The organism is Chloroflexota bacterium (assembly GCA_016219275.1).
Taxonomy (GTDB): Bacteria; Chloroflexota; Anaerolineae; order UBA4142; family UBA4142; genus JACRBM01.
On the sequence record JACRBM010000032.1, the window covers coordinates 1 to 25,392 of the forward strand.

Annotated in this window: 11 protein-coding genes and 1 riboswitch; of the genes, 2 read left to right on the top strand and 9 right to left on the bottom strand. The window is 57.5% G+C overall.

Annotated elements, in window-relative coordinates:
• Positions 1-157 precede the first annotated feature (157 nt).
• From ggt to HY868_06450, 9 genes are all read right to left on the bottom strand, one after another.
• On the bottom strand, positions 158-1,795 hold the full coding sequence (gene ggt / locus HY868_06410; GenBank protein ID MBI5301748.1) for a gamma-glutamyltransferase: 1,638 nt from the start codon (positions 1,793-1,795) through the stop codon (positions 158-160).
• Positions 1,796-2,439: 644 nt separating this feature from the next.
• Positions 2,440-4,308 carry a hypothetical protein gene (locus HY868_06415; protein MBI5301749.1) on the bottom strand — a complete coding sequence of 623 codons (1,869 nt, stop codon included), beginning with the start codon at positions 4,306-4,308 and terminating at the stop codon, positions 2,440-2,442.
• A 1-nt stretch (position 4,309) separates the two neighbouring features.
• Positions 4,310-9,196 carry a hypothetical protein gene (locus HY868_06420; GenBank protein MBI5301750.1) on the bottom strand — a complete coding sequence of 1,629 codons (4,887 nt, stop codon included), beginning with the start codon at positions 9,194-9,196 and terminating at the stop codon, positions 4,310-4,312.
• Between the two features lie 17 nt (positions 9,197-9,213).
• Positions 9,214-12,561, bottom strand: coding sequence for a hypothetical protein (locus HY868_06425; GenBank protein ID MBI5301751.1), 3,348 nt, complete (start codon positions 12,559-12,561; stop codon positions 9,214-9,216).
• Between the two features lie 174 nt (positions 12,562-12,735).
• Positions 12,736-16,335 carry a hypothetical protein gene (locus tag HY868_06430; protein MBI5301752.1) on the bottom strand — a complete coding sequence of 1,200 codons (3,600 nt, stop codon included), beginning with the start codon at positions 16,333-16,335 and terminating at the stop codon, positions 12,736-12,738.
• 9 nt (positions 16,336-16,344) lie between these two features.
• The gene (locus HY868_06435; protein ID MBI5301753.1) at positions 16,345-18,765 is read right to left on the bottom strand and encodes a hypothetical protein; all 2,421 of its coding nucleotides are present in this window, start codon (positions 18,763-18,765) and stop codon (positions 16,345-16,347) included.
• A 368-nt stretch (positions 18,766-19,133) separates the two neighbouring features.
• Positions 19,134-20,783: a hypothetical protein gene (locus HY868_06440; GenBank protein ID MBI5301754.1), complete on the bottom strand. Its 1,650-nt coding sequence runs from the start codon at positions 20,781-20,783 to the stop codon at positions 19,134-19,136.
• Between the two features lie 40 nt (positions 20,784-20,823).
• Entirely contained in the window at positions 20,824-21,474 is a 651-nt protein-coding gene (locus HY868_06445; protein MBI5301755.1) for a response regulator transcription factor, read from the bottom strand.
• Positions 21,471-23,294, bottom strand: coding sequence for a HAMP domain-containing protein (locus HY868_06450; GenBank protein ID MBI5301756.1), 1,824 nt, complete (start codon positions 23,292-23,294; stop codon positions 21,471-21,473). The genes HY868_06445 and HY868_06450 overlap by 4 nt, the downstream gene beginning before the upstream one ends.
• A 439-nt stretch (positions 23,295-23,733) precedes the next feature.
• A riboswitch (cyclic di-GMP riboswitch) is annotated at positions 23,734-23,817 on the top strand.
• 47 nt (positions 23,818-23,864) lie between these two features.
• Here HY868_06450 and HY868_06455 point away from each other — a divergent pair.
• Both HY868_06455 and HY868_06460 read left to right on the top strand, forming a co-directional pair.
• The gene (locus HY868_06455; GenBank protein MBI5301757.1) at positions 23,865-24,332 is read left to right on the top strand and encodes a response regulator transcription factor; all 468 of its coding nucleotides are present in this window, start codon (positions 23,865-23,867) and stop codon (positions 24,330-24,332) included.
• A 134-nt stretch (positions 24,333-24,466) separates the two neighbouring features.
• On the top strand, positions 24,467-25,390 hold the full coding sequence (locus HY868_06460) for a tetratricopeptide repeat protein (protein ID MBI5301758.1): 924 nt from the start codon (positions 24,467-24,469) through the stop codon (positions 25,388-25,390).
• Positions 25,391-25,392: the final 2 nt, after the last annotated feature.

The following is a 25,392-nucleotide window of genomic DNA, read 5'->3' on the forward strand; positions in this document are numbered from 1 at the left end:
TAACTACTCAGCCATCGTTCCTTTATCCGCGAATTACGCGAATCTTCGCTAATTTTTTCTTCTTATTCGCGCAATTCGCGTTATTCGCGGATAAATTTGTTTTTTCATCGGCGTAAATGTGGGTTGGCTGAGTAGTTACGATTTCATTGGATATGTACTAAATTCCAATCGCGCATCCATCCGCGCGCGGATCGCTCCCGCCGCATAGCACGCCTGTGTCTGGGTCGCGCACGATGATTTGCCCGCGCCCGAATGTCGCGCGCGCATAGCCGGTGATCGGCGCAACCGTGTGACCCATCGCCGTGAGTTGCGCCAGCGTCTCGAAGGGAATGCCATCTTCGAGTTCGACGCGGCTCGCGGGTTTCGCTTCGCTCAAACAAAACCTGGGACGATCTAACGCGGCTTGCGGGTCCAGTTCATCGTCAATCAATCCGACGACGACTTGGAGATGACCTTGCGGTTGCATGAAGCCGCCCATCACGCCGAACGGCGCATAGAGCGCGCCATCCGATTCGTGCGTCATCATTCCTGGGATGATCGTGTGGTACGGGCGTTTGTGCGGCGCGAGCGCGTTCGGATGATTCGGGTCGAGCGAGAAATTGTTGCCGCGATTTTGCAGTGTAAAGCCCCAGCCCTCCGGCACGATGCCGGTGCCAAAGCCCATATAGTTGCTGTTGATGAACGAGCACGCGTTGCCCGCACCATCCACAACGCAAAAGTACACCGTGTCTGACGATGCGACCGGCGCGCCGTGTTGCGTGTTCGTCGTCGCGCGATGTGGATGGATGAGCGCGAGTCGCTCTGCCGCGTATTTTTTCGAGAGCAGATCATCGAGTGGCGCGGGCGAGAATTTCGGATCGGCGACGTACCAACCCGTGTCTGCAAAAGCCAGCCGCATCGCTTCGATGAGCAGATGCAAGCGCTCGACGCTCGTCGGCGCGTGATAGTTCAAATCAATACCTTCGACGATGTTGAGCGCGATGAGCGCGGCGAGTCCTTGCCCGTTCGGTGGACACTCCCACACACGGACACCACGATACGTTGTGCTGATTGGTTCATCCCAGGTGGATTCGTGCGCGGCGAGATCGTCTTCGGTCATCATGCCGCCGGATTGTTGGATTGCCTTTGCAATCGCGCGGGCGATGTCGCCGTTGTAATACGCGTCCTTGCCGCCTTCGGCAATCGTGTGCAGTGTGCGCGCCAGACCTGGGTTGCGAAAGATTTCGCCGGCGCGCGGCGCGCGTCCGTCTATCATCAACGCGCTTCCGCCAAGTGCGTGTTTCAGTTGGCGTTCCACACCGCGCTGCCAAAAGTACGCGGTCGTCGGCGCAACCGGAAATCCCTTCTCGGCAAGTTCAATCGCCGGCGCGAGAATGTTTCGCATTGGCAGGGTGCCGTGCCGCGCGATCAAATCGCACCAACCCGCGCACGCGCCGGGAACGGTGACATTGTGCGCATGAAAAGGATTAGAGATTGGAGATTGGAGGTTGGAGAATAAACCATCACGCTTGATGAGGTCAATCGTGAGCGCGGCAGGAGCGCGACCAGAGCCGTTGAGTGCGGTCACACGTCTTGTTTGCGCGTCGTAGAAGAGCGCGAACATATCGCCGCCGAGTCCGGTCGAGGTCGGCTCGGTGACGTTGAGCGTGGCAGCTGTTGCGACGGCGGCGTCTGCCGCGTTGCCGCCGGCTTGCAAAATGCGAATGCCCGCCATCGCGGCGAGCGGTTGACTCGCGGCAACCATTCCGTTGCGCGCGAAGACGGGCGAACGACGAGAGACAAAGTCAAATGGCATCCAATACTCCTCGCCAAAAAGGCACACATACACAAATGGTCACTCATTGCTATTGTAGCACAGTGAATGCATGGCAACAAGTCGTGCATGCTGTATGCGTGTCCGTCAAGTTTTTGGGTGTGAAAAAATCTTGCGAAGGTTGAACGGCAATCAGATTTGATTTGTCGTCAAAACCTTCGCAAGGTTGAGTGTTCCAAAATTTTGACGGACACCCCTGCTGTAGGGGTGTCCGTCAAAGTTTTGGGTTACTTGACTGCTGGGAAGAATCGAACCGCGTGCGTCCAATAGGCGAACGTCGCCACGGATGATTTGAAGGTGGACGATCCGGTTGTTTCAGTTGGTCTGGTAGCAACGAGTTGGGGTGGAGAGAATGCCTCGATCAGATCCTGGTCTTGGGGGAGCACCATTTGTATCGGGTGATCCGGGACGCAAAGCGCGTGGAGAATTTTTGATCGCGCGCAGCCGCACCCAGGAATTGAACAGAAGATTCCAACGAGAAGTACGTCAGCCCCAGTGGCACGAGGGACAGCCAAGTTCATCGCGTTCCCAGTGCTGAATGGGTTGCATTATGATTACCGGCGCGTGGCTAGAGTTACCGCGGGACGTCTGCAGAGGAACGGGCGAGGTGTTCAGGGCAGGTCTCGTTACGTTCCTCGTGTTGGCACAATCGCATCGAACCTTAAGCCGCTTGCGCCTTCACCGAATCCAACCAGTTTGTTCCGACCAAGCCAGAGATACGCCCGACCGTCTATCCAACGCGCGTATTGCATCAAACGCTGAACGACTATTCCGGCGCGCGGCACTTCTTCTTCTTCAATCCGCAACAACGGCTCCGTGTTGACGTCTTGGCTGGGATCCGAACGCAACAGCACTCCTCTGGGCTGAATCAACTCCTGGGTTCCATCGAACAGCGTGCGGAGCATGGCGCGGCGTTCGAGTTGGATTTGGAATTGACTCGCCGGTTGATTGGCTTGCGCAGGCACTGCCACAAATGGAATCCAATTCTCCGGCACGGATGTCGCGAGGCGATACAAAATATCGGCGGTGATCGTACTGTCGCCGTCGCCCGGCGTCAGTTGCTGTTGCGCCGCGATCTGGGTCGCTTCGTGGTAACGATTGTATGACTCGCCCGACGCGCCTTGCACGCGCCGCTCGACGCCCCAAACCATGTTCGCCATCTCGTCGCGAAAGAGCGCGACCTCTTCGATTGGATCGCCCTGCAGTTTCGTCGGTAACGTCGGCGCGAGAAAGAACACATCGCGCAAATATGCGGGAGCGTTCGTTGCACTGGTCAAGCCAAACATCGTCCACGTCGTGCCATCGGTGTTGCGCGACGCGTTGACCATCGTCTCGACGCCGAACGTGTCGCGTACGGTGAACTGCGTGATCTTGAACATCGAACCGACCGGCAAATCCAACGGCACGATGAACCAATCGTTTCCGTAGATCAACCCAAATTCGGCGAGCAACATTCGGCTGAGGTCGGTCGGTCCGGCTTGGATCATACCCAGGTTGACCGCGCCGTCTTCAAATTCCCAGTAGCGATCGGCGGGCATCCCCGGATAGCGCACGAGGGTCGGCAACATCGGACTCGGTTGAACGTTCTCCGGTGTCAGCGTTGTCGCCGGCTTTCCCAGGTCGGGTTGATTGCTCACATTGAAAGAATACCAATCCAAATCACCGTCGCTATATTCCGACGCGGTCAGCACAACGGGTCCATCGGTAATCTTGGCAGAGAGCGCCAGCGCGTATTCTTGGCGTTGCGGATTCCATGCTTCGGGGATGCCGCGGTTCGCCGCGGGTTCGGTCATCGTTTCATCGTACCAACGCAACCAACGCGCCGCGGCGCGTTTCACTTTTTCTTGGTCGTCCGTCGCAAGCACTGGGTTCGACGGCAAATCGCTGAATTGATAGTTTACGTCTGCGAATGGACGCAAATCCATCGCCAACGTGCGTCCATCGAGTCCACGCCCGGCTAAGAGTTTTCGCCACGCGACACTTTTGGGATCAACGAGTTCGCCGCCGAATGCTTCCTTGTCGTCGAGTAATTTCACCGGATATTGTGCGATGTACGCGCCGCGCAAATGACCGGCATTCTCAGCGATCAATGTATCGAGAAATTGCAATCCCGCTTCGGCATTCACGCGCGGATGGAACGCGTGGATCGCTTCGCGCTCGACCAGAATTTCGAGCGGCAAGTTTTCTTGCTGATAATCTTTTGCGCCGGCGCTTGGATTGTCGCCCAGCGCACCCAGCACGTAACGCGCCAACTGTGTGCGTTCGCCTGCCACGCGCACCTCAATCGGTGTGCCCGCGTCTTCGCCTTGAAATTCGCCGAACTGCCATTGTCGCGCGACGAACCATAGCGGGTCGGCGATCTGCGCTTGCAAACTGGGTTGCAGGTCGGGCGTGTACGGCAACGCTTCGAGCCGCGACCAGGTCGTGAGCGATGCAATCGCTTGCGCCAGGTCTGGCACTTGACTAAACACCGCGTTGAAAATCGTGAGCGCCATGTCAACTTCCTTTCAAAATTTCTTTGCCCAGAACGCCCGATGCAATCACTTGAGTTAAATGCTTGGCGCGCAATTTGAAGAAATCGGTGGAGGGCACGTCTTTGGTAAAGTTGTTCGGCAAATACACGGCGGGCAACAGACCGCCGGCGAGCACTTGCATCTCTTTCGGTCCGACCGCGCGCAATTGCCCCAACGCAAATGTTTCGGTGATCGTGTCGAGCAGGGTCTGGAAATTCCAGGTCTTCATCCCAGGTTCGGGCGGTACGGCGAGAATCATCAATTGCGGCGGACGCGCACCGGGCGCGTCGTAGTGAAAACTGAGCGCGGTCGTTTCGGTTGCGTTCGGAATCAGCTCGATCCATTCATCGCACACAAATCCCGCGAGCGGTCTCGTCACGTCAAGTTGGGCATGTGTGTGCGCGAAAATCGCGACATCGCCGGTGGGCGTCGCGCCATCGGCGAACGATAACGCTTGCCAGCGTTGACCTGGTTGATGCGGTAGTTGGATCAGCGAAAACGTGGACGCGCCGGCGGCAGAACTGCCGAGCAACGTTGCGCCGCTCAACACGCTCGTCAACGCGTCGACGCCGGGTCGCACGAGCGCCATCTTGCGCAACCAACCGCTCGGTGCGAGTGTGTCGTTGTGGTTCAGCGCCGTTTGGTCTGCAAGTGATGCGCTCAACTCGGATGTGTTGATCGGCGTGAACGTCGCCAACACCGGAAACGCTTTGCTAAAAATCATTTTGATGGACGCCGCGTGATGTTGCGCCAACTCAAACGCGCCGAGCGTTTTGCCGGCAATGCTCGCGTCGGCTTGCGCGATTTCGGTTTGCACGCGTTCCAAATATTCGCGTGCTTCCTGTGCTTGCGATTTGAGTTGCGCGACCGCATCCGCATCATTCAGCGTGGTACGCGGGAGCGCGTTGGGTGTGTTCAATGCCGCGGCGCGTTGTAATGCCGCGCGTAATGCCGGCGCGGTCTTCGCCGCTTGTAAATTCGAAATCGTTTGCGCGAGAGTCGTATTGAGTTGCGTCGCGCGCGCGGCGAGTTCTGCCGGGTCAATACCATCGCCCGGCAATTCTTCGGCGAGCGCGAGATCGCGCGCATCGGCGGCGCGCCGGTCGCTGATCAACGCGCGAATCCAATCCAAGAGCGCGCGCAATTCGCCGAGCGCAATCGAACCGGGCGGCGCATCGTTCGGCGGCGTGTCGAGCAATTCGATGATCGTGTGTTCGTCGCCGGCGGGTACGAGCGAAGCGAAATGTATCACCAAACGTTCTTCGAGTTCACTCGGCTTTTGCTGACCGCCGGGCGCGGCGGTGAACACAAGCGAGAGCGGCGAAATGTCGAGCGCGTCAATCGTCGCGGACAAGCGCGCGGTCTCGTCCGGCGGATTGCCATCGGTGCGCTCCTGCAAGACGCGCGCGGCGATGCGAATTTGTTTTGGATCGCCAAGCAATGAACCGACCCAGGCATTCACGCGCGGCTCGGCACGGGAGCGCGGATCGTTGCACGGGATCCAACCGGGAAGCAAACCGCCGTTGCCCAACAAGACCATCACACGTTGCGCGTATGCCTTGCCGGTGCGCGGCGTGCGAACGACATCCGGCGCGACCGGGCGTTCTTGACGATCCAGCGCAGCGGTTGCCGCATTCGCACGTTCGAAATTTCCCAGCACGGTTTGATATACCGACTCTGCCATCAACACATCACTCGCCGCGTCGAGCACATCGGCAAGCCGATTGAGCACCGCGCGAATTTTGTCCTTGTCATCCTGGGATGGATTTTCCGCGCTGATGAGTGGCTGTGCGAAAATGGCATCGCCATCGGTGCGCCATTTGTCGAGCAAGGTCACGCCGTCCACCACATCGCGCGCGGCGATGCTCTCGACCGACTGACCAGCGGGAATCGCTTCATCGTTGGGGCGCAACGGCGCGAACCGGCGAAAGGGCAGAATAAATCGCGCGAGCGTAATGTCGCGTTCGCGTAAATCGCGTTCAAAACGATAGCCGAGCAACGCGGCGAGCGGTTGACCGCGTGCCACACCATTAATCACGTCGAGCGCGACGCGCACGCGTTGCGAACTTAGATCAATCTTGAACGGCGTTTGACCTGGGTTACTCTCGCCAGTTTGATGACTGAGATGCGCGCTGCGTAAAACCGCTGCGGTAATCGCTTGCGGAATGGACGGCGCGTGCACATACCCCAGACTGTCGGGTTGTGTTTCCGGTTTCAGATTTTCGACCCAGCCGTACCCGCCGATGTGCAAGCCGACCGGGCGCGCGGCGCGCACTTCGCTCAAGCGGCGCGTGGCGAGCGATGTGTACCACGCATCGAGCCGGTGCGAATAGCAATCGAGCAGACCACGAAACGCGCGCTCGATCTCGGCAGACGGAACCGGCTTGAGCGCGTCGAGACTGGCGAGAAAGGACGCGAGGTTGACGAATTCGAATTGCCGGAGCGATCCTGGGTCGCGCATCGCCCTGGTGATGTGCGTTGCGAGCGGGAGATCGTTCGTCACTGTCGGCAGAATCACTTGAGCCAGTTCGGCGCGACTGTAGACCTTGGCGGTTTGCGCTGCTGGAATTCGCGGACGCGGCTCGGTTTTTTCGGCGAACAACATCTCAGCGATGTGTACGCCCGCCGCGCGCGCGACGGGTTCAAGCCGACCAATATTTTTGTGATGCAAGCGCACGAGTTTGTGCGCGCTGTAATCCATTTCCTCGACTGCGGCGAGCGCGAGCAGGGCTTGCAACAACGTGTCGGCGTCTTCTTGCGCGGTGAGCACGGCGCGCGCATCGTTGCCTAGTTTGCCGCGCAAAATGTCGGCAATGCTTTCGAGATAATTTGGTTGCAACGGTTCCGAGTCCGACACGCCGTTCGCTTGCACCCAGGGCACGGGCAGATTGTACGAACGCGGGTCGGTGACAAATTCGGTGATGCGCGGCGGCTTGCCCCATCCAAAATGCGGTCCGAGGATTTGAAACAGAATGTCGGCTTGAATCTCTTCGTACTGCTTGAGACCCAGCGTGTTCGCGGCAGTCGCGGAACCGATCACGCGACGAAAACGCGCCGTCGAAGCGAGCGGCGTATTTTGCAAGATTCGCAACAACACATCATCCAACGAGTCGCGGCTGTTCGCGTTGGCGACGCGCGGCACCGCATTCAAGCCGCGCTCCCAAAACGGGCGCAGTTTGTTGAGCAACGCGAACAGGCGTCCGCTGAAACTATCGTTCGGCGCAGGTTTGAAATTCGGCGCGATCACCGGCAGAACACCATAGGGTTGCTTGCCGATGCGGAGCGTGGGCAAGGGACCATTCGGAAATAAAAACGATTCCACATAATCGCGCGCTTGGTCTAGCAGGGCGTCGCTAATGAGCGGATTGGAATCGCCGGCATCACCATCCACATTGCACATTTCGTCGAGATAATAACCGAGTGTGCCGCGCCACAACACATTGAACAAATTGGACGCGGTGCGCTGTTCGTTCAACGTCGCGCCGGGGGCGCGATCTAACACCACACTGTTCGCGGCAAGACCCAGCGCGCGCGTGAGCAACTGACTCGCGCTTCCCTCCGCACCGCCCGCGATAGGTAATCCTGGGTCGTACTGGTCCGCGAGTTTGTCGTCGGTCTCGTTCAAACCGGAACGCACGGTGCCGGTGTTGTTCGTTGGCGTGCCTGGTTTGAGAAACTCCAATCCATCGCTGTACTGATGCGCGGTGACTAAATCAGCCAGTGTGCTCGCCGCATGCTCCGGCTTGAGCGTCCAATCCACGCCGAACACGATCAAGCGCGTCAAGCCATTCGCCAATTTGCGATTCGCGCCCAGGTCGGTATCTGTTACCGTGATCGCCATACCTTGTTTCAACGCACTCTCGTACTCGACCGTCCAACGCATGCCGTCGTCAATCGGTAGTTCGTCATCGGGCGGCGGCGGCGCAATGTCAGCGGGATCGGGCGTAAGCGAAACGGGGAGCGCGTCGGGCGCGCCCGCGCTCCACTTGCGAAAAACCTCAGTCGTTCCTTGGTAGCCCATCGCGACCCAGCGATCCGGCAACGCGGTCGCGTGAATCGCGCGCGTCCACGCGGCGGACTTTTTTCCCGGCTCCGGAAACTGCGGCGGGGTGGATGATCCCAGGTCACCCAGGTTTGTCGGTGTGAGCGCGCGCACGATCCAGCTGGCGCGCCGCGCGTCAAATGTTTTCACGACTGCCCGCCATGCCTCGCGCGCGACATCCGCGCCGACATTGTTCCAACGTTGCTCCCAGTACCACGTGCCCGCGCGCAATTCGGCGTCGGTCAATTCGGGTTCGTGCCCGTTGAGGTGCGCCTGATCGGGATAAATGCGAATGCGCAATTCCGTGCCGCGATTAAAGAAACGCGTTTCGAGTCGAACCGGCAAAAGGACGATGGGCACGCCGCCGTCCAGCGTCGCGATCATGCGCTCCGGCGGAGTGACCGCGACCAGTTTTTCGCTCAACCCAGCCAAGGCATTGTTCTCAACACGCAAGCGTTCCGCAAGCGATTTTTGTTTGGCGCGCAACTTTGCGATCTGCGCGTCGAGTTTAGCGAGTTGCGTCGCACTGCCGCCGATGCGCGCCAGCCGGTGGCGCGCGAAATCCAAGCGCGCCAATTGCGTCGCGTTCGCGGACGTTTGCATGGTGAGCTTGGCAATCGTTACGCGCTGGGTCGCCATGCGGTTCAAACTCGCACGGGTGCTCGGGGGATGCGTGATAACCGCCGCCATTCGTTTGGCGCGTGAGCGCCGCGCGGTTTTTTGTTGCTTGATGGGTGCGCGTTTTTTGGCGCGCGGCTTGGCGATCATGCTCGCGCGTCGTTTGGGTTTTGGAATCGGACGCGTTGTTTTTTTCTTTTTGATTGCCACCTGGTTTGCTCCCTGGGTCAAATGTCAACCATGTGCTTGCCGTGAATCGCCACACGCATTGGTTTTTGCAGAGTAATGTGCGCGAGATGCGCCGAGTTTTTGCCGAACATGACTCCGCCGAGGACTAGGTTATTCAACGGACTGCCCTGAATCTTGATGTACTTGCCAGATTCAACCCCCACATCGTCCCAACTGGCATTCGACCAATTATCGAGTGGATCGGTACGCGTCTCATCAAATCCCAAGCGCGGCTCGGTCGGTTGTTCCTGCAAAACGAAGAACCAGCCCTCGCCGTCGGTCAGGTCGGTGTCGCGCAGATCGAAACCGGCGAAACTCACATCGGGATCGAACGTGCCGCGAAAGACCGGCTCGAGAATGTCGCCGGCGGCGGGCGGGTCTTTGAGTTTTTTGTTTTTGGTGCGCCACGCATAAATGATCGTGTTCGGATAGCGGCGCAGCAATTGTCCGCGCAAAAGCAAAACGATTTGTCCACCCTGCCCTGTTCCGCGCACGTGCGCGCCGAGTCCGCCGGTGATCCATTGATGAATCGGTTGCGGCAAGTCCGCGCCGCCATCCGACCAGCTCCAAAATTTGCGGAGCGGGGTGCCGCGCTGATCGGTGGGATACTCGCGCCACAACAATTCGCGATTCATTTCGTAATTCAGCCCGACCATAAACGCTTCGATGAAACGCGGATTGGTTTCGAGCAGCGTGATCGAGTCCGGCGGCAGTTGCCCGATGCCGGGCAAGAATCGTTCGCGATCATATTTTGCAAGGTAACTGTACATCGGCGCGGCGATTTCCGGCGCGACCATCACGCGATCAAAGGTCGGCAGTACTTTTACGCCGATGATGCTTTCGAGCGCCAAGCCCGCTTCGCCGCCGATCATCGTTTGCACGCGACGTAACACCATTACGTCCGGGTCGAGACGCGCGACCAAGGTATCGCGCGCGGTCTTGACGCCGAACGCGACAAACCTGGGAAGCGGATCGGGCGTGTCGAGGCGGACCGTTTTCGACATCGTGGCGAACGCTTGCTTGAATCGTGAGATGACGGTCCGGTCTTTGGTGGGCGGCGGAAGTATCACGGTCGGCGGCAGAGTTGGAACGGGTTCGGGGATCGGCGGTTTGGGCGGAATGGTAGGCGGACGACTCGGTGGCGGAATCGGCGTTGGGACAGGCGTCGGCGGTTTGGTGGGAATCGTGAGTGTGAGCGGAACGGCGCGCGCGACGCGTTTGCTGGGCAATGCGCCGGTGGGAAGATCGCTCAACAACTGCGTGAGCGCGGCGCGTTTGCGCGCGCGAAGATCCGATCCCAGGTTGGCGACGAGCGCGCCGCGCAACAAGACATTGCCGCGCGCATCAACCCGCAACGCGCTCACCAACGCGCGCGCGTCCGGCTCGGCGTTGACAAGAAATACCGGAGCGTCTTCGTTTTGCTTGACTTGATTTGATAACTCGGACAGGATCGCCGGCACATTGAATCGCACGCGCTCGCGTTGTGGATCGGCGATGCTCTCCGATAAAAGTTGCGCTTGCAACGCGCGCAGTTTGTCTAGTTGTGATTTGACGATCACGCCCGAACTCGGAAGGTTTGGACGCAGGACTATTTTTGGAATGTTCTGCGGTTTGATCTTGAGCAAGGTCGCGCGCGCGGCTTTCATGCGATTCAGATTGTTCACGTCGAGTCGCGCTTGAATTCCGAACGGCGCAAGATCAACCTGGGTCGCCCCAGGTTTCGCGGCGAGTTCGTCGAGGATCGCCGCGCCGACGATGCTGTCGGGCGTGAATTGATCGGGATCAATCGTAACCTTGTTCGCGACGAGCGCTGGAATCAGCATCGAACGCACTGAACGCGAACCACCGCTCGCAAAATTACCGCGCCGCGCAATTGATTTGAGCCAGGCGCGTTGCGGACTCGCGAGCCGACGCAACGCGGGGTCCACACTCGCGTTCGGTAAACTCGTCAACGTGATTTGTGCGCGCACCGTTTTGTCCGCCATCAACGTGCGCGCGTGCAACGCGCCAGTCATTTGCAACAGGCGATCCTGGGGAAGCGTCACATAATGTCGTTCGTACGTCCGGCGGTGAACATCGAGCGCAAAGCGCGCGCGATTGAGCAGTTCGTTCGCCTTGATCACATCGCCAACTTGTTCCCAGGCGACTTGCATAAAATCTTCTTGATTGGCGCGCACCACTTCGCCGCCCAGCCCCGCCGCCGCGCGTGCGCGCGGATCGAGATTCAATGCGCGCAACCATTCGGGATTGCCCGGCGCATCTTGGACCGCGTGACGATTGAGATGCCATTCGCCGTAAATCGGCGGCGAGATTGCGATACGCGATGGGTTCGCGCCGCGCAACATTTCGCCCGGCGCATTGATCGCTTGACGCAACCCGGCGCGCATCGCGGCGGCAACATCATCGAGTGATGAATTGCTGACCTTGGGCGCGCGCAGAACACCTTCCATTTTGAGATAAGACGCTTCATCGCTCGCGGGCGTGGTTGGCAAGCCGCCGCCCGGCGCGCCGACGAACATGCGCTGAAAACCAATTTCGCCGGATGCTTTGACCGGGGTAAGTTTGCGCGCAAGCGATTCAAAATCGCCGGCGGGTCCCGTCGCAAATTCCCAGTGAAAGTACAACGGCAGTTTCACTTCGCCGGGATTGGCGCTGTCCCAAGCAGGTTTAATCGTCGTGCCGTTCGGCGTGAGACCGAGACCGCGTTGAACACCCAGGTCGAAAGCCGGAACCAGGCATGCCAGGTAGCGGTGATTCGGTTCGAGCCGGCGCGGACACACGAGACGCGCGACATTCAAATTCGGTTGACTCGTCATTTCTTGTTGGAGTGTGTTTGCATCTGTGTTGTCGCTCATCACTTGGACGTGCGCCCACGCCCACGACTCGGCGAGGTTCGGCAACTCGCTCGCGCTCGCTTCGGCGGGGATGATGACGACCGGCAACGGCGCGCCGCGATTGACCTTGGGTGGCGTGACCACGCGTTGATCCAAGACGACGAGCACACACCAGGGACGCAAGTGATCATGGGAACCGGCGCGCGCGGGCGTGAACATCCAGGGAAAATCGGGCAGATCGAATTCGATCGCGGCAAGATAGTTCGGTTCGAAATCGGTGATGTTGGGACGCGGGTCGGTGCGGACGATCAAGCGCGGGTCCACGCCGATCACATCGCCCGGACCGTACAGTTCGAGGTTGACGCCGGTGGGCGCGACATTCGTCACCGTGATCGCGACCGGCAACGGCGCGCGCGCCGGCAAGTTCGCGCCGGTATCGAGTTGAGGAATCGCCGCCGCAAGCCCGCGCCGCGTCCACGGCAGGAAACGATATTTCGGAAGAGGGTCTGCCATTTCAGTCCTTCGCAAATTCAATCGGTTACCTGAGATTGTAGCAAGTGCACCGCTGCGATGATTCAATTTACCACAGAGAGCACAGAGGGCACAGAGAAAGAAAAATTTCTCGGTGATCTCCGTGTGCTCTGTGGTGAGATTCCTCGCCTGTCGGTAGGAATGCTACACTGTCGGTTACTTGGTCAATTCAAATTCTTCGATCACCAGATGCGTTGCGCCGAGCGTGTTTTTACCTAACGCGTCGCGCGCGGTCTGTTCTGCGAGCGTTGGTGTGGTGTGTGATAATCCGTCCAGATCAACGGCGCTCGTTTGCGTATCTGTATTCGTGACCGCGAGGGGTGGCTCATTCAGTTTGATTTTGCGCGGCGTGGTCGGACGAAGCGCGCGCGTGCTTCGCAGCGCCGATTTTGCCGCCGCGCCGTGTTGCGCCTGCAAAAATAACGCGGCTTTGCCGATACCAAGCGACACCAGTCCGGCTTTAACCGTGCGACGCACCGGACTGCCTGGGTCAAGATACGCGGTCTCGAAAGTCAGGTCGGCGCTCACTACTTCAGATGCCGCGAGAAAATCGTCGCTCCCAACGGTCACACCGCTCGCAAATTTTTCGAACGAGGGCGCGGACAATTTTTGTTCGTCGCTCATCTCGACAAATTGCGCGCGCGCGAAAAATTCGAGTGCGGGTTCTGGGCTGGCGATGACTTGACCACCCACCGTCACTTGAGTGATTTGGAATTTCGTCGCGCCGTCCACTTGCGAACTGCCGAAACGTTGCAACTCTAAATCGAGCGGCGCAACTTTTTGCGAGACCTGGAGTTGACCGAGCGGATGCGCCAGCACACCGGTCGCGCCATCGGCGATGGCGAGCGTGACGAGCGACTCGCCGCCTTGCGGTAATTGTGCGCGCCAGTTGCCCTTGTCCGCGAGCGCCTGTTGCACGAGTTGCGCGACGTTCGTCTTGACTGGCGCGATCGCTGGTTCGTCGCCCCAGGACTCGTCAAAGTCCACATCCACATCCCAGAACAAGATGCTGAACGTCGCCGCGCCGCGCGCGCGCCAGCGCCCCGGACCTTCGAGGTGAAGTTTGAGCGTGATGCCGGCGAGATTGTGCCCTTTGTATTTCATCGCGACGCCGGCGCGAATGTCCACCTCGAAAAAGAAACGCGGTTGCAAGTACAAGATGGCATCGTAACCGAGCCAGCCGCTAATATCCACGGGACCGACGGACGCATTGACCTGGATGTCCGCGCCGGTCTGAATGCTCGCGGGCGTGATCGCAAAATAGGTTTGCGCGCGCACCTTGATGATGCCGATATTGAATTTGATTTCCAAACGATCAATCGGCGACGGCATATCGGCAGGCAGGTCTTTGAAATTCGGATGAAAACCACCGGCGGAAAGAATAAAGGTCGGCTTGTCGCCAAACTCGGCGCGCACAAATAACATTCCACTCAACGGCAGTTTGATGACGTGCGAATCGCGCAAGCGCGCGGCAAACTCGAGACGATTGATGTCGAAATCGTAATAGCCGTAAAAATCAACGAGCAGTTTGAGAACGACCGCCTTGTCCTCAACTTCGGGCGGTAATTGGATGACGAGTTGACCCAGCAAAATAATTCGCTGGATAGATGCTGGGCGGTCGCCGCCAAAGACGTTATCAATTTGGAATAATAAGCCCATCCGAATCTTGATGATGCTTGGCGTGCTCCAACCCAGTTCGACCATCGGTCCGACGACGAGCGCGCGCGGCGTTGCCGGAAAAATCGCGCGCAAACGATTGATGATGCGCGGCGCATCTGCAACCGGGTCTTTCGGAAAAAGAATATCGTCGAGCGCGCCGGTGCGCATCCCCGATTTCAATTCCTCGATTTGTAGTCCATGCTGAACGCCGATCATGCCGCCGACGCCGTTGAGCGTAAAGCCCCAGGTCAATTGAATCGGCGGGAACTGGCTGTAGATCAAAAGCAACAACGACCAACCGCGCGAGCCGTCCGGCATTTTGGTGGACAAGATCACGATGGCTTTGATGCCGATTGACTTGATCGTCAGTTCGAGCGCGCCGGCGTACTCGCCGCGTGCCGCGTCAATAAAGAGATAGCCCCCGCCTTTCACAATCGCCGCATCGAGCACAAGTCCGATTCCGTTCGGCGCTTTGAAACCGAGCGCGAGATCGAGCCAACCCAGGTTGCCCTCGCCAAAATCGGCGTCAAGCACAAATCCCAAACGATCAATCGAACCTTTGAACGGACCCAGCTTGAACGCGAACGCGCCGGAAACTTCTAATCCAATATCACGATTGTTCGTCCCAGGTCCAAGCGCGAGGTCAATGTGGTGCACCGTGAGCGCGCCGCCGAGCAGTTCGCCGCCGGGAAAAGTCGCTTTGAATCCGGCTCCGCCATCCACGCGCAGTCCGCCTTTGGTGTCCGCGATCAAACTGAAATCCATCCCGGCTTTGACCTGGTTGCCACCGACATTGCTGACAAACTCGTCGCCGTCTTTCGCTAGATCAATGATGAGTTTCGCGCCCTTGAAGCCGAACCGCACCGCCGCGCTTTCCGTCGAGAACTCGGCTTCAAGGAGCAACTTGGAAATGTCGAGACGCGTCTTGTCCTTTTCGCCGAGACGCAGTGCCGGAGACTGATCACTGCCGTACAGCATTGTCAGTTTGGCATAACTTGAGGCGTTTCCCTCGACGAACTGGAAAGCGCGCACGGATTTTGGAAAAGGCACAAAAAATTTCAACGGACTTGGCAGTAACGCCGCAATCTTTGTCTCAAAGCTTTCGCTGTCGCTCGACTCTACGGAAGGTTCGTCGGTCTTGAACTTTTTCAACAGTTCGTCAAGCTTCAGCGTCGTTTCACTGGTCAGATTGAAACGAAAAGAGCGGTCGCTGAATTTTTCGCCTTGCGCCAAATTGTACTTGGCGGTGAACGCGTTGATCTGTGCCGCCGTCTGGTCGTCGCGAAAGTTGACAAAGACGCGTTCGCGCTTATCTTCAAATTCGAGCGTCTGGTCGAGCGCGAGAAATAAGCCGTGTCCACCGTGCTCCGGTGGAACGTGAATCATCGTGAGTGCTAGCGCGGCAGGATTCGAAGGCGGCAAGCGCAACAGAATCGTGCCGGCGCGACTCGCGACCGTGTCGGCAATCGGCGTGGGCGAACCGGGAGCGGGATCCCAGCCGTAGTAAAAATCAATAAAATCCGGATCGGCGACCTTGTCAATCAGCAACAACTCGAGCAGACCCAGACTCGCGGACGGAACGAGTTGAAAGGCGATGCGCTTGCCAATGTCGGGCGGAAAGCCATCGGGTCCATCGCGAAATAACTTGACAAGCATATCAATGTCGAACATCTCTGCGCTGTCTGGATCGTCGGTGACGAGTGTGAGCATCTTGGCGATGCTGTACACAATCGGCGCGCGCAAGCGGATTGAATCTACGGCGGCGAGCCGCGCGATGAGGAACGACACATCCGCCGCATCAAGCGAGTCTGATTTGAGTTGCTCGCCCAACGCGCGAAACACCGGGACCACCTCGCTGATCTCGGCAATCGTCTCCGCGAACGCGGCTTTGTCCGGATCCAACCCGGCGGCGAATTGTTGAAACTTGGCTTTGTCGCCTGGCGAAATATCTTCACCCGGCTTGAGTCCCAAGTCTTGACGGAGCGCGTTGGCAATCGCCGGGTCGCCCAGGTTTTCCTGAACCCAATCCGCCGCGTCCTTGAACCATTGGACGATGCTTTTGAAAATGCTTTTGGTTTTCTTGTCCGAGTCTGCCATTGACTTGCCTCATCCAATCGTCGGTGGTTGCGCGTCCGTCGGCGTGACGAGCGCAATCTCGTGAACCGTATTCGGCGTCGCTTTGTTTTCGCCCGGCTCGCCGTTGCGCGACATGAGCGTGTGCGTGAGTTTTAAGGTGGCATCGCTTCCCGAAAATACAACGAGACCAAAGTTGGTGTTGAACACCATTTGGCGCAGATGATCGAAATGTGTCGCGGCAACAAGCGCCTGGCGCGCCGCCACGGCGGCGTAACCTGGGAACGGGTCGCCGGCGTTGACATCGGTCGCGGGAATGAGCGCGGGTTGTCGCAATGCGGGCGGCAGTGCGCTGTTCGGTCGTTGATCGCGCACGAGTTTGAGCCGCCACGACCAGTCTGGCAATTTGTCGGATGGAATGGTCGAGCCGGGGGGCCAGCCGCGTGATGGCAACAATGCGGGCGAGCGAAACATGCGCGCGCGCCGTCCCAAGCCGATGTGTTTGTCCGCCGGGATCGTAATTGGCGCGGGGGCATCCTTCCAAGCCAACAGTTCGGCATCCGTGCCGCGCTCGAAATCTTGAAGCAACGCGTTCGAACGAAGCAACGCTTGAATGATCGGTTTGAACTCGTTGCGGAGCGGGCTGGAAGTGAGTTGTACGATGCGCGATGGCTTGGCGCTGTTCTTGCGCCACAAATCCATCTCCATGCTCAAGCCATAATGCACGTCGCCGGAAAGAATCACCGTTTGCGTGTAATCGGCTAAACGCAGTAATAATTTTTGTTGCGCCTCTTCGTTCATCGCCCAGCCCTCGGCGTCGTAATCTTCAAAGCCCCACACTGGTCCGCCCGGCGTGCAAGGATCGTCCGCTTTTTTGCGGAGGATTTTGATGCTGGTGATCGTGTCGCGGATGGATTGGATGAGCGGTTGCGCGATCTTGTCGAAGAGGGTTGTGCCGAGGACCGGCGCAGGCGAAATGAGAATCAGCAGTTCGCGGCCGTCGGTGAGCGGACCTTTGGGAACCTGGGTGTTGAGCGAATCGCCGAGCAAGTCCGGCGGAAAATCATTTTGTCCGCTGTACTTGCGTCGTGTGCGACTGTCCATCACGACGACGAGATGACGCGGACCCGGTATGGTGTAATGGAACTTGGCTTGTTTGGATTGATTCGCGCCGCTCGCGCCGATGAGTTCTTCCAATCGTTGGACACTCGCAATCGGTGCGTTGTTGTGCACTGTCGCGATTTCCGAGGTCTTGTCGAGCAAGTCCTTGTTGTTGCCCGCGTCACTAAACGCCTTCGGTTCATTGCCCCAGCCCTGAAACGCGGTGTACGCCATCACGCCATTGCGAACCACCGCGCGCCCCAGGGGTTTGGAGTACACGCGATTGCGCCAACGTTGCGTGAGGTTCCAATCGTCGGTGATTTCGTGATCGTCCGCGATCATGTAGGTGATGGTGTTCGCGAGCGCGCGCGCGACCTTGGGCACGGTCGAGCGATATGTCTCGACGCGTGCGATTTCGGTCTCGACATCCTTGCGTTTCTCAGTCTTCCATTTATTCACGTCGCCGTAGCACTTTTCCCAATCGGTGAGCAGGGGACCGAGTTGCGCCGCAACCTGGGAGCGATCAATGAACAGATCGTCCGCGGTCGCCAGTTTGCGCCACACGCCGGGATTCCACGCCAGGCAATACATCGCGGCGTACTCGCCGAACGCGATCAAATGATTGTGCGCGTCGGTACTGCTCATGCCCGCCGTCTCGCGAATTAAAAGTTGGCGACGCAACGCCGGAAAATTTTTGAGTGTGCCGTCGAAAGAGAGATTCGCTTCAATCGGAATTGGTTCGGCGGAGCCGATCAGATCGAGCGCGAGCGCGTTGATGACCGGCAACAAACACGCGCCGACATCGTCGGCGTAAATCTGGTCGCCGGTGAGGAAGAGTTGTTGCGGACGATTGGGCGAGTTGAAATTGTCCGCGATCACATCGTCCAACCAAGCCAGCGCATCGAAATCGGGTCCGTTCGTTTTGCGACAACTTGCGTGCGCGAGTTTAAGGTCGGGCAACGTCGCGGCGGGGGTAACGAATGACGGGAGGCGATTGTTGGTATAACCCAGCGCCAGGCGACCTGGGTTATCGCCGGCGGGTGCCGTCGTTGTGAGAAAACCCTCGCTCTGCAGCGTGCTCCCGTTGAAGCTGAGATCGTACGAGTACAGCACGCCGGGCGTAATCGCCGAAGGTAACTCGACTGTCACCACCGCGATATGCAGATGATCGCCAAACGCGCGTGTTGGGGTTGTCGCCGTGGCGAGGGGCGCGCCCGCGCCAGCAACTTGCTCGCCCAGCCATGCGCTTGCGGTCACTGTCGCACTATCGCGCAACGCGATCCAGAACGAACACGTGCGACCTTCGACGCGGCGTACAATCGGTCCGGCAATTATCAAAGGAAGAGTTGGCACAAGCGCTCCTTGAATTGTCAAGCGCCCGAAACTGAATGTCTATCAAATGCAACAAGGCATTTGCCTTGACGCAAAGAGTTGCGTCAAGGCAGATGCCTTGATAAAACGATCCCCAGATTTCGGGCAACAGCACCCTTGGATTGCAAACAGGACAACCCAGTCTCATTTCTAGGCGAGACGATCACACTACGAGGATCAATGTCTAGTATCGCGAAGTGACGCCACTATAACATGGATTCCGCTTATTCGTCAATAGGTCAAAAAAATTTTCCTCTTTGCCTTCCTGTTCAATGGACTGTCAAAAGACCAAAGTCGGCAAAACCTTCGCGAGGTTGGCTGAATTCAGAAACAACTTTTGAAAGAGGGATCTACCAAGAGCGAATTTGTAACCCCAGGGTTTGTCCGGTTACAAAAGCGTGTTTGTTCAAAGTGAATGGAGGACCGGAAGCAATACCGCCCGGAGTATAATACCAGTTGTCGAGGACCGCTTTACGATAGATCCAATAACGCGTGGGATAGTAAAGCGGTAACGCCGGTACATCGCGCGCGAGAATGGACTGCATTTCCAAAATCATCGCGCGCCGCTTGGCATTGTCGGTGACGATCAATTGCTGATCTGCCAACTCGCAAAAGCGCGCGTCGCGATAGCCCAGCACGCGCGAAAATGCCTGCGATGGGCTGTGACCACAATAGGTCTGCCGCATCAAGTCCGGGTCGCCGGCTAATCCTCCGTAATAAATCAGGGCGACCGAATAATCACCATTCGAGGTAAGACGATCCATTTCTGCGCGCGACAAGGGTTTCAACCCAACGGCGATACCCACCGTGCGAAGCATTGCGCGAATCATTTCGGGCACGTGTGTCAATTGCGCCGCATCGAATGGGAGTGTCAACGCGAGGGGCTTGCCGTCGGGAGTTTCCCGGACGCTGTCACCATTAATATCCTTGTACCCCAGTTCGTCAAGGAGCGCGTTTGCGGCAGTTGGGTTAAACGCGTACGGTTCGCAATTCTTGTCATACCAGAGATTGGAAGGCGCCAATCCATTCGGTGATCCTACTTCTCCGCGACCAAAAAGAATTTCCTGGACGATTTGCGCGCGGTTGATCGCGTACGCGCACGCCTGGCGAAATTTCGTCTGGTCGTACGGCGCGCCCCGCGTTAGGTTAAAATGGATCGTGACATTCCACTCGCCGAGTGCGGTGAGGATACCGAATTCCGGTTTCTCAAATGGCGCGAGCATAGCATCCGTGATGCCGCCCTCTCGCGGGAACGCCGCGCCATCAAGCATGCCGTCGCGCAACGCTTGCAACTCATCGGCGACCGGCGTCAATTCGATTCGTTGAACAAACGGTTTGCCCAGCCAAAAATTTTCGTTTGCAACATACGTGGATGCGCCATTGGCGTTGTGCGAAAGAAGCTTGTACGGTCCGCTTCCAATCACTGCTTCGGGCGGGAGAAAATTCGCCGGCTGTTTGATTTGATTCCAGATGTGTTTTGGAATAATTGGAGTTGCGCCAGCGATGTTAGCGAGAAACGGTGCGTAAGGTTGCGAGAGCGCAATCTCGACGCGCCTATCGCTCGTGGCGCGGACTGATTCGACGTATTCGATCCCCCGCATGAGTGGCGAGAGAATCGGCAGTGGCTTGATATAATCGAACGTAAAGGCGACATCTTCGGCGGTGAGCGGGTGACCGTCGCTCCATTTGATATCGGGACGCAACAGCAAGGTCCAAACCTTGCCGTCGTTGGACAGTTCCCAGTTAGTCGCTAGCCAAGGTATATAGCCCTGGCTGTCCTTCCAAATGAGCGTATCGAAAATCCAACTCATCCGCACATAGCCAGGACCGCGCACGTAGGCGAAGGGAGACGGGTACCCAATATCGCCGCCGGCCAAGCGCAAGACAACGCCTGATTTCTTTCTGGGAGCAAGGATAGGTGTCAGCGATTCTGGCAAACAGCCGGCGAGCGTTCCAGCGCTAGCAAGCGTCAGCAGTTGCAGAAATTGACGACGCGTCATCAACCGCATTGGCAGGTCTCGCTTTCCAATGCGATGCGGTTTACTCACTGAGCAAACCGCGCCGCACGGCAAAAGTACTCAACTCGGCGATGGTGTGCAGGTTGAGTTTCTGCATCAGTCGCGCGCGATGCACATCTACGGTGTTGGGACTGATGTGCAGTGAATCGGCAATGCGGCGAGTGGAAAAGCCCTGTGCAATCAGGATCAACACCTCGCGCTCACGGTCGGTCAAGTGCGAATAGGGATCATCATGGCGCGGGGAATTTTCTTCGAGGAACGCATCCAAGACGAGTTTGGCAACCGAGGGGTACAGGAACGATCCGCCTTGCGCCACGGCGCGGATCGCGGCGACGAGTTCCGTATCAACAGCTTGCTTGAGCACATAGCCCGCCGCGCCGACCTTGAGCAATGGAAGGACGTACTCTTCATTGTCGTATTGGGTCAGGATCAGAATCTTGGTGGCGGGCTGCGCTTGAAGAATTTGCCGCGTCGCGATCAGCCCGTTGGTGCCCGGCATCGCAATATCCATGACAACCACGTGCGGTTTCAGTTCGTTCACGCGTATAAGCGCCTCTGCGCCATCGCATGCTTCGCCGACGACTTGGAGATCGGGGTGAATTGCCAGTAGGGCGCGCAAACCAGCGCGCAGGATCGCGTGATCGTCCACCAACAAAATACGAATTGCGGTCATGGATGCTCCGGTGTCTCATTCTGGTGGGCATCTAATGGAACGCTGACACAAACGCAAGTTCCATGATTCGGCGCAGAGCGGGTTTCGAAATGTCCCCCGATCAATTCCATTCGCTCTTGAATGCCCAACAAACCAAAATGCGGACGGTCGCCGCGCCAATAATTTCCAACTTCCTCGATCACATAACCACAGCCATTGTCTTCGATTTGGAGCGTGAGCGCGCATCCCTCGGGAGACTCGGACCGAATGAAGTTAATTTGTACGCGCGTAGCATGGGCGTGTTTGGCAATATTCGTGATTGCCTCTTGTCCAACCCGGTACAAAACCGTTTCGACATTGGCTGGCAGACGGAGTTCCGAGTCAAACGTCGCAACGTCGACGCGAATGCCATTATCTTCTAAACGATTCTTAGCGTACCAACTCAATGCCGCTACCAGTCCATAGTCGTCCAGCAAAGTCGGTCTCAGATTGAGTACGATGCGATTGATCTCTTTCAGGATTTGTCCGGCGAGTGAGCGTACTTGCGCGAGGCGCGGCTGGGCGTCGCTCGGCGCGAGTCCCTCGACCGCGGCGAGGTTGGCGATCAACGCCGTCAACGATTGGCTGGTCTCGTCATGTAATTCGCGCGCGACGCGGCGACACTCTTCTTCCTTCGCCGTCATCATCCGCCGCAACAGTTGATCGCGCAGTTCACACAGGGCTTGCAATTCGGATGTCTTGACGCGAACGTTGGTTTCCAATTCAGTATTCCAGCGCTGTTGGTCTTTTAACATCGCGCGTACTCGCACGCGCATATCCTCGAAGGCTTGGGCTAATTCGCCTACTTCATCCTGGCTTTTGACTTGCGCTTGTTGTTCGAGGTGACCGTCGGCAATTGCGCGCGCGGCATGGGCGAGATGTCGGATCGGTTGAGTTACTCCGCGTGTGAAGAGATAGGCGAACAACGATCCAAGCACCATGATTGCCAAACCGACGCCGACAACCTGAATGATCGCGATTTGCATTGACTCGATTTGCAGCGCAATCGGTTGAAAAAGATAAGCCGAGATGGGAAGGGCATCGTGTGTCGGAATCGTGAAAGCGGCAACGCGGTAAGGCAGGTTAGCAATTTGCGTTGTGTGATACGCGATATTCGTGTCACGGTGCTCGGTCAAGTTACGCGTGAGCGCGCGCAAATAGCTCGCCGGAATTTCAAGCGGTACCGGATCGAAGGAGTACACGGCGGTATCGCCCCAGGTCAACGCAATCTGAAGGTCGAGCGACTCGCATAACGATTCAAGATGCCTTTGATCCAGTCGCTTGCTGAGGAGAATGACGGCGTCTGCCTGACCTTCGCGCGTGCGTTCACTCGAACGATGCGCCGCCACGCCAGACAACCAGAGCCGCCCATCCACTTGCACAGGTCCGCCAGCAATCAACAGGTCGAATGCGCGATCAACCATCGGCAGCGAGGTTTGTTTCGCATCGGTAAACATCGGATCGCCGTAAAGAAAAAGGACGTGGCGCTCCTGGTCAATCAAATAAATTGAATCGAGCTCATGAGCCGAGAGGAAGGGAAGCAAGAGGCGTTTGAGTTGGAGCGTGTCTTTGGCTTGCAGCGCGTCGCTCATACCTTCCAAGTTCGTCGCACTGACTGCCTCCGCGATGAGAAAGCGTTCCTCATTTTGTAATGTCGTTTGGAAGATGCGCGCCTGCGCGCGCAACGCGGTATCCGTACCCAGATTCATTCGTCCCTGCATCAGCGTGCCAATGGTCGCGACGAAGGCGAACATCGTTAACAGCGTTAAGACCCAGAACCCGAAGATAAGTCGCTGCGTCATTCCCAGCTTGGGACGAGCCCTAGAGGAAATATTCATGAACCCTCGCGAGTACTGGCGGTGCGCCCAAAATGAAAAAATGCCTGTCTAGAAAGAAAGACGAGGCATTCATCACCTGTCACGTCGCAAATCATTGCACGCGTCCATTGGTAACTTTATTATACGGCGCGATTGCTTCCAAGTCAAAAGGGGACGGTCCATTGCCAGGGCGCGTGCAAAGTCAGCACGGCGATTGCACCTCAATCCTCGCCCCGAAGGGGCGAGGAGGCAATTCCCTCTCCCTTAAAGGGATGGCTCCTCTCGCGTAATCCCTTTCCATTACTTGGCGCGGTTTCTTCTTCTCGAACATAATCCCTTTCCGTTAGGTGGATTGTCATTTAGGAGTATTCACTAATCGGCTGGCGCATGTTATCGTGCATACACAGCTCGATCCAGAACATGACAATTAAACGGACGCATTGAACTTCAGCTATATTTTGGACGCCTATGCTGGGGGAAGCGAGTGGCGTAACCGACCGTAAAATTCGATGGTCGGTTTTTCTTTTGATGGGATCCTTCAGAGTGGGGTAATCGTTGAGCACGATACGCGTCCAGGTATCCAGTGATTTTGTTCTGCTCCGCGCTGGATTGCAAGCGCTGTTGGCGAACTGCTTGCCTCCTGAAATGATTAGCGAGAGCAACGCAGGGTACGCCGCCGTCGAAAACGCGCGCCGGGTTCAACCCGATATTCTGTTGCTGGATATTCCCCAGGATGATCCGCGCATCTTTGCGATGATCGAAGAGTTAAAGACCCAGGTTCCTTCGCTCAGTATTATTGCGTTGACCGAGATGGAAGATCGCGCACTGGCGATTCGGCTCTTGCGCGCCGGCGTCAAAGGGTACCTCTCGCATCGCGAATCTATCGCCGAACTGACCCAGGCGGTCGAAACCGTCGCGCGCGGCGATGTGTTTCTGTGCCCGTCCGCGAGCAGCGCGCTCTTGGACGAGTATCGCGGGCAGGGACGCGCGCGCGGCGCTCATCGAGTCAAGGTCGAAAACTAGTTCGGCTGAACGCGACAAGCTTGATGTGGAAATGCCATGGCGGCATTTCCAATTCGCCCAAGGTTTAGAACGAGCCTTGTGGGATGGAATTTATTTCCATTGCACAGGGCTTGTTTTGATGTCACGAGGAAAAGATGCTAACTCGACAAAAACTTTTCGCCCGCGAGAATTTGATTCTCTGGGCGCTCACGCTCCTGGTTTTGCTCGCGGCGGGGGGCTTTACGACTTTCTACTATCTTGACCGATACACGCATTCCAACGAACGCGTGTTGGATCGTCAAGCACGGCATCTGGAAGAGATGGTCGTCAAGAATCCCCAGAATCCCGATCTACGCATTTCAGTCGCCACGTACTATCTCGACAGCAGCATGGTTGACCAGGCGATTCAACAGGGCGAAGAGGCGCTCAAGATTGATCCCAAGCATCAAGGCGCGATGATGTTGCTGGGCAAAGCGTACAAGCAAAAGAAAAATTATTCGGCGGCGGTCACGCAATTGACCCGCGTTGTCGAGTTGAATCGCGACAATCCGCTCGCCAAGATGAGCAAGCCGTTGGAAGCCGTCTATTATCAACTTGGTGTGCTCTACCTGGAGCAGGGCAACTATCCGCCAGCGGTCGAAGCGCTGCAAGCCGCGCTCGCGATTGATTATACCGATGCGGACGCGCTCCACCTGCTTGGACTGGTTTACCAAAAACAGACCGATCACGAAAACGCGATCCGCGCGTTTCAAGAAGCGTTACGCTTCGATCCTGGTTTCGTCGAGCCATACCAGGGACTCGCGACAAGTTACGCGGCGGTCGGCAAGACCCAGCAAGCCGCGTACGCGCGCGCGATGGTCATACTCTGGCAAGGCAAATACTATGACGCGTCCAAACAACTCGAAGGTGTGCTCGCGCAATCGCCGGAGATCGTGCAGGCAAACTACGGTTTGGCGCTGGCGTACGAAAAACTAGGTCGCCGCGATGAAGCCATCGCCGCGCTGAACAAATTCTTGAAGACATATCCGAATGACATCGCCGCGCAGCAAGCGCTGGGTCGGATCTCGAAAGGCAACTAGCG

Excerpts from the sequence above, each read along its gene's own strand:
- HY868_06425 (MBI5301751.1), bottom strand. The coding sequence starts at position 12,561 with ATGGCAGACCCTCTTCCGAAATATCGTTTCCTGCCGTGGACGCGGCGC.
- HY868_06445 (MBI5301755.1), bottom strand. The coding sequence starts at position 21,474 with ATGACCGCAATTCGTATTTTGTTGGTGGACGATCACGCGATCCTGCGC.
- HY868_06430 (MBI5301752.1), bottom strand. The coding sequence starts at position 16,335 with ATGGCAGACTCGGACAAGAAAACCAAAAGCATTTTCAAAAGCATCGTC.
- ggt (MBI5301748.1), bottom strand. The coding sequence starts at position 1,795 with ATGCCATTTGACTTTGTCTCTCGTCGTTCGCCCGTCTTCGCGCGCAAC.
- HY868_06415 (MBI5301749.1), bottom strand. The coding sequence starts at position 4,308 with ATGGCGCTCACGATTTTCAACGCGGTGTTTAGTCAAGTGCCAGACCTG.
- HY868_06450 (MBI5301756.1), bottom strand. The coding sequence starts at position 23,294 with ATGACGCAGCGACTTATCTTCGGGTTCTGGGTCTTAACGCTGTTAACG.
- HY868_06440 (MBI5301754.1), bottom strand. The coding sequence starts at position 20,783 with ATGACGCGTCGTCAATTTCTGCAACTGCTGACGCTTGCTAGCGCTGGA.
- HY868_06460 (MBI5301758.1), top strand. The coding sequence starts at position 24,467 with ATGCTAACTCGACAAAAACTTTTCGCCCGCGAGAATTTGATTCTCTGG.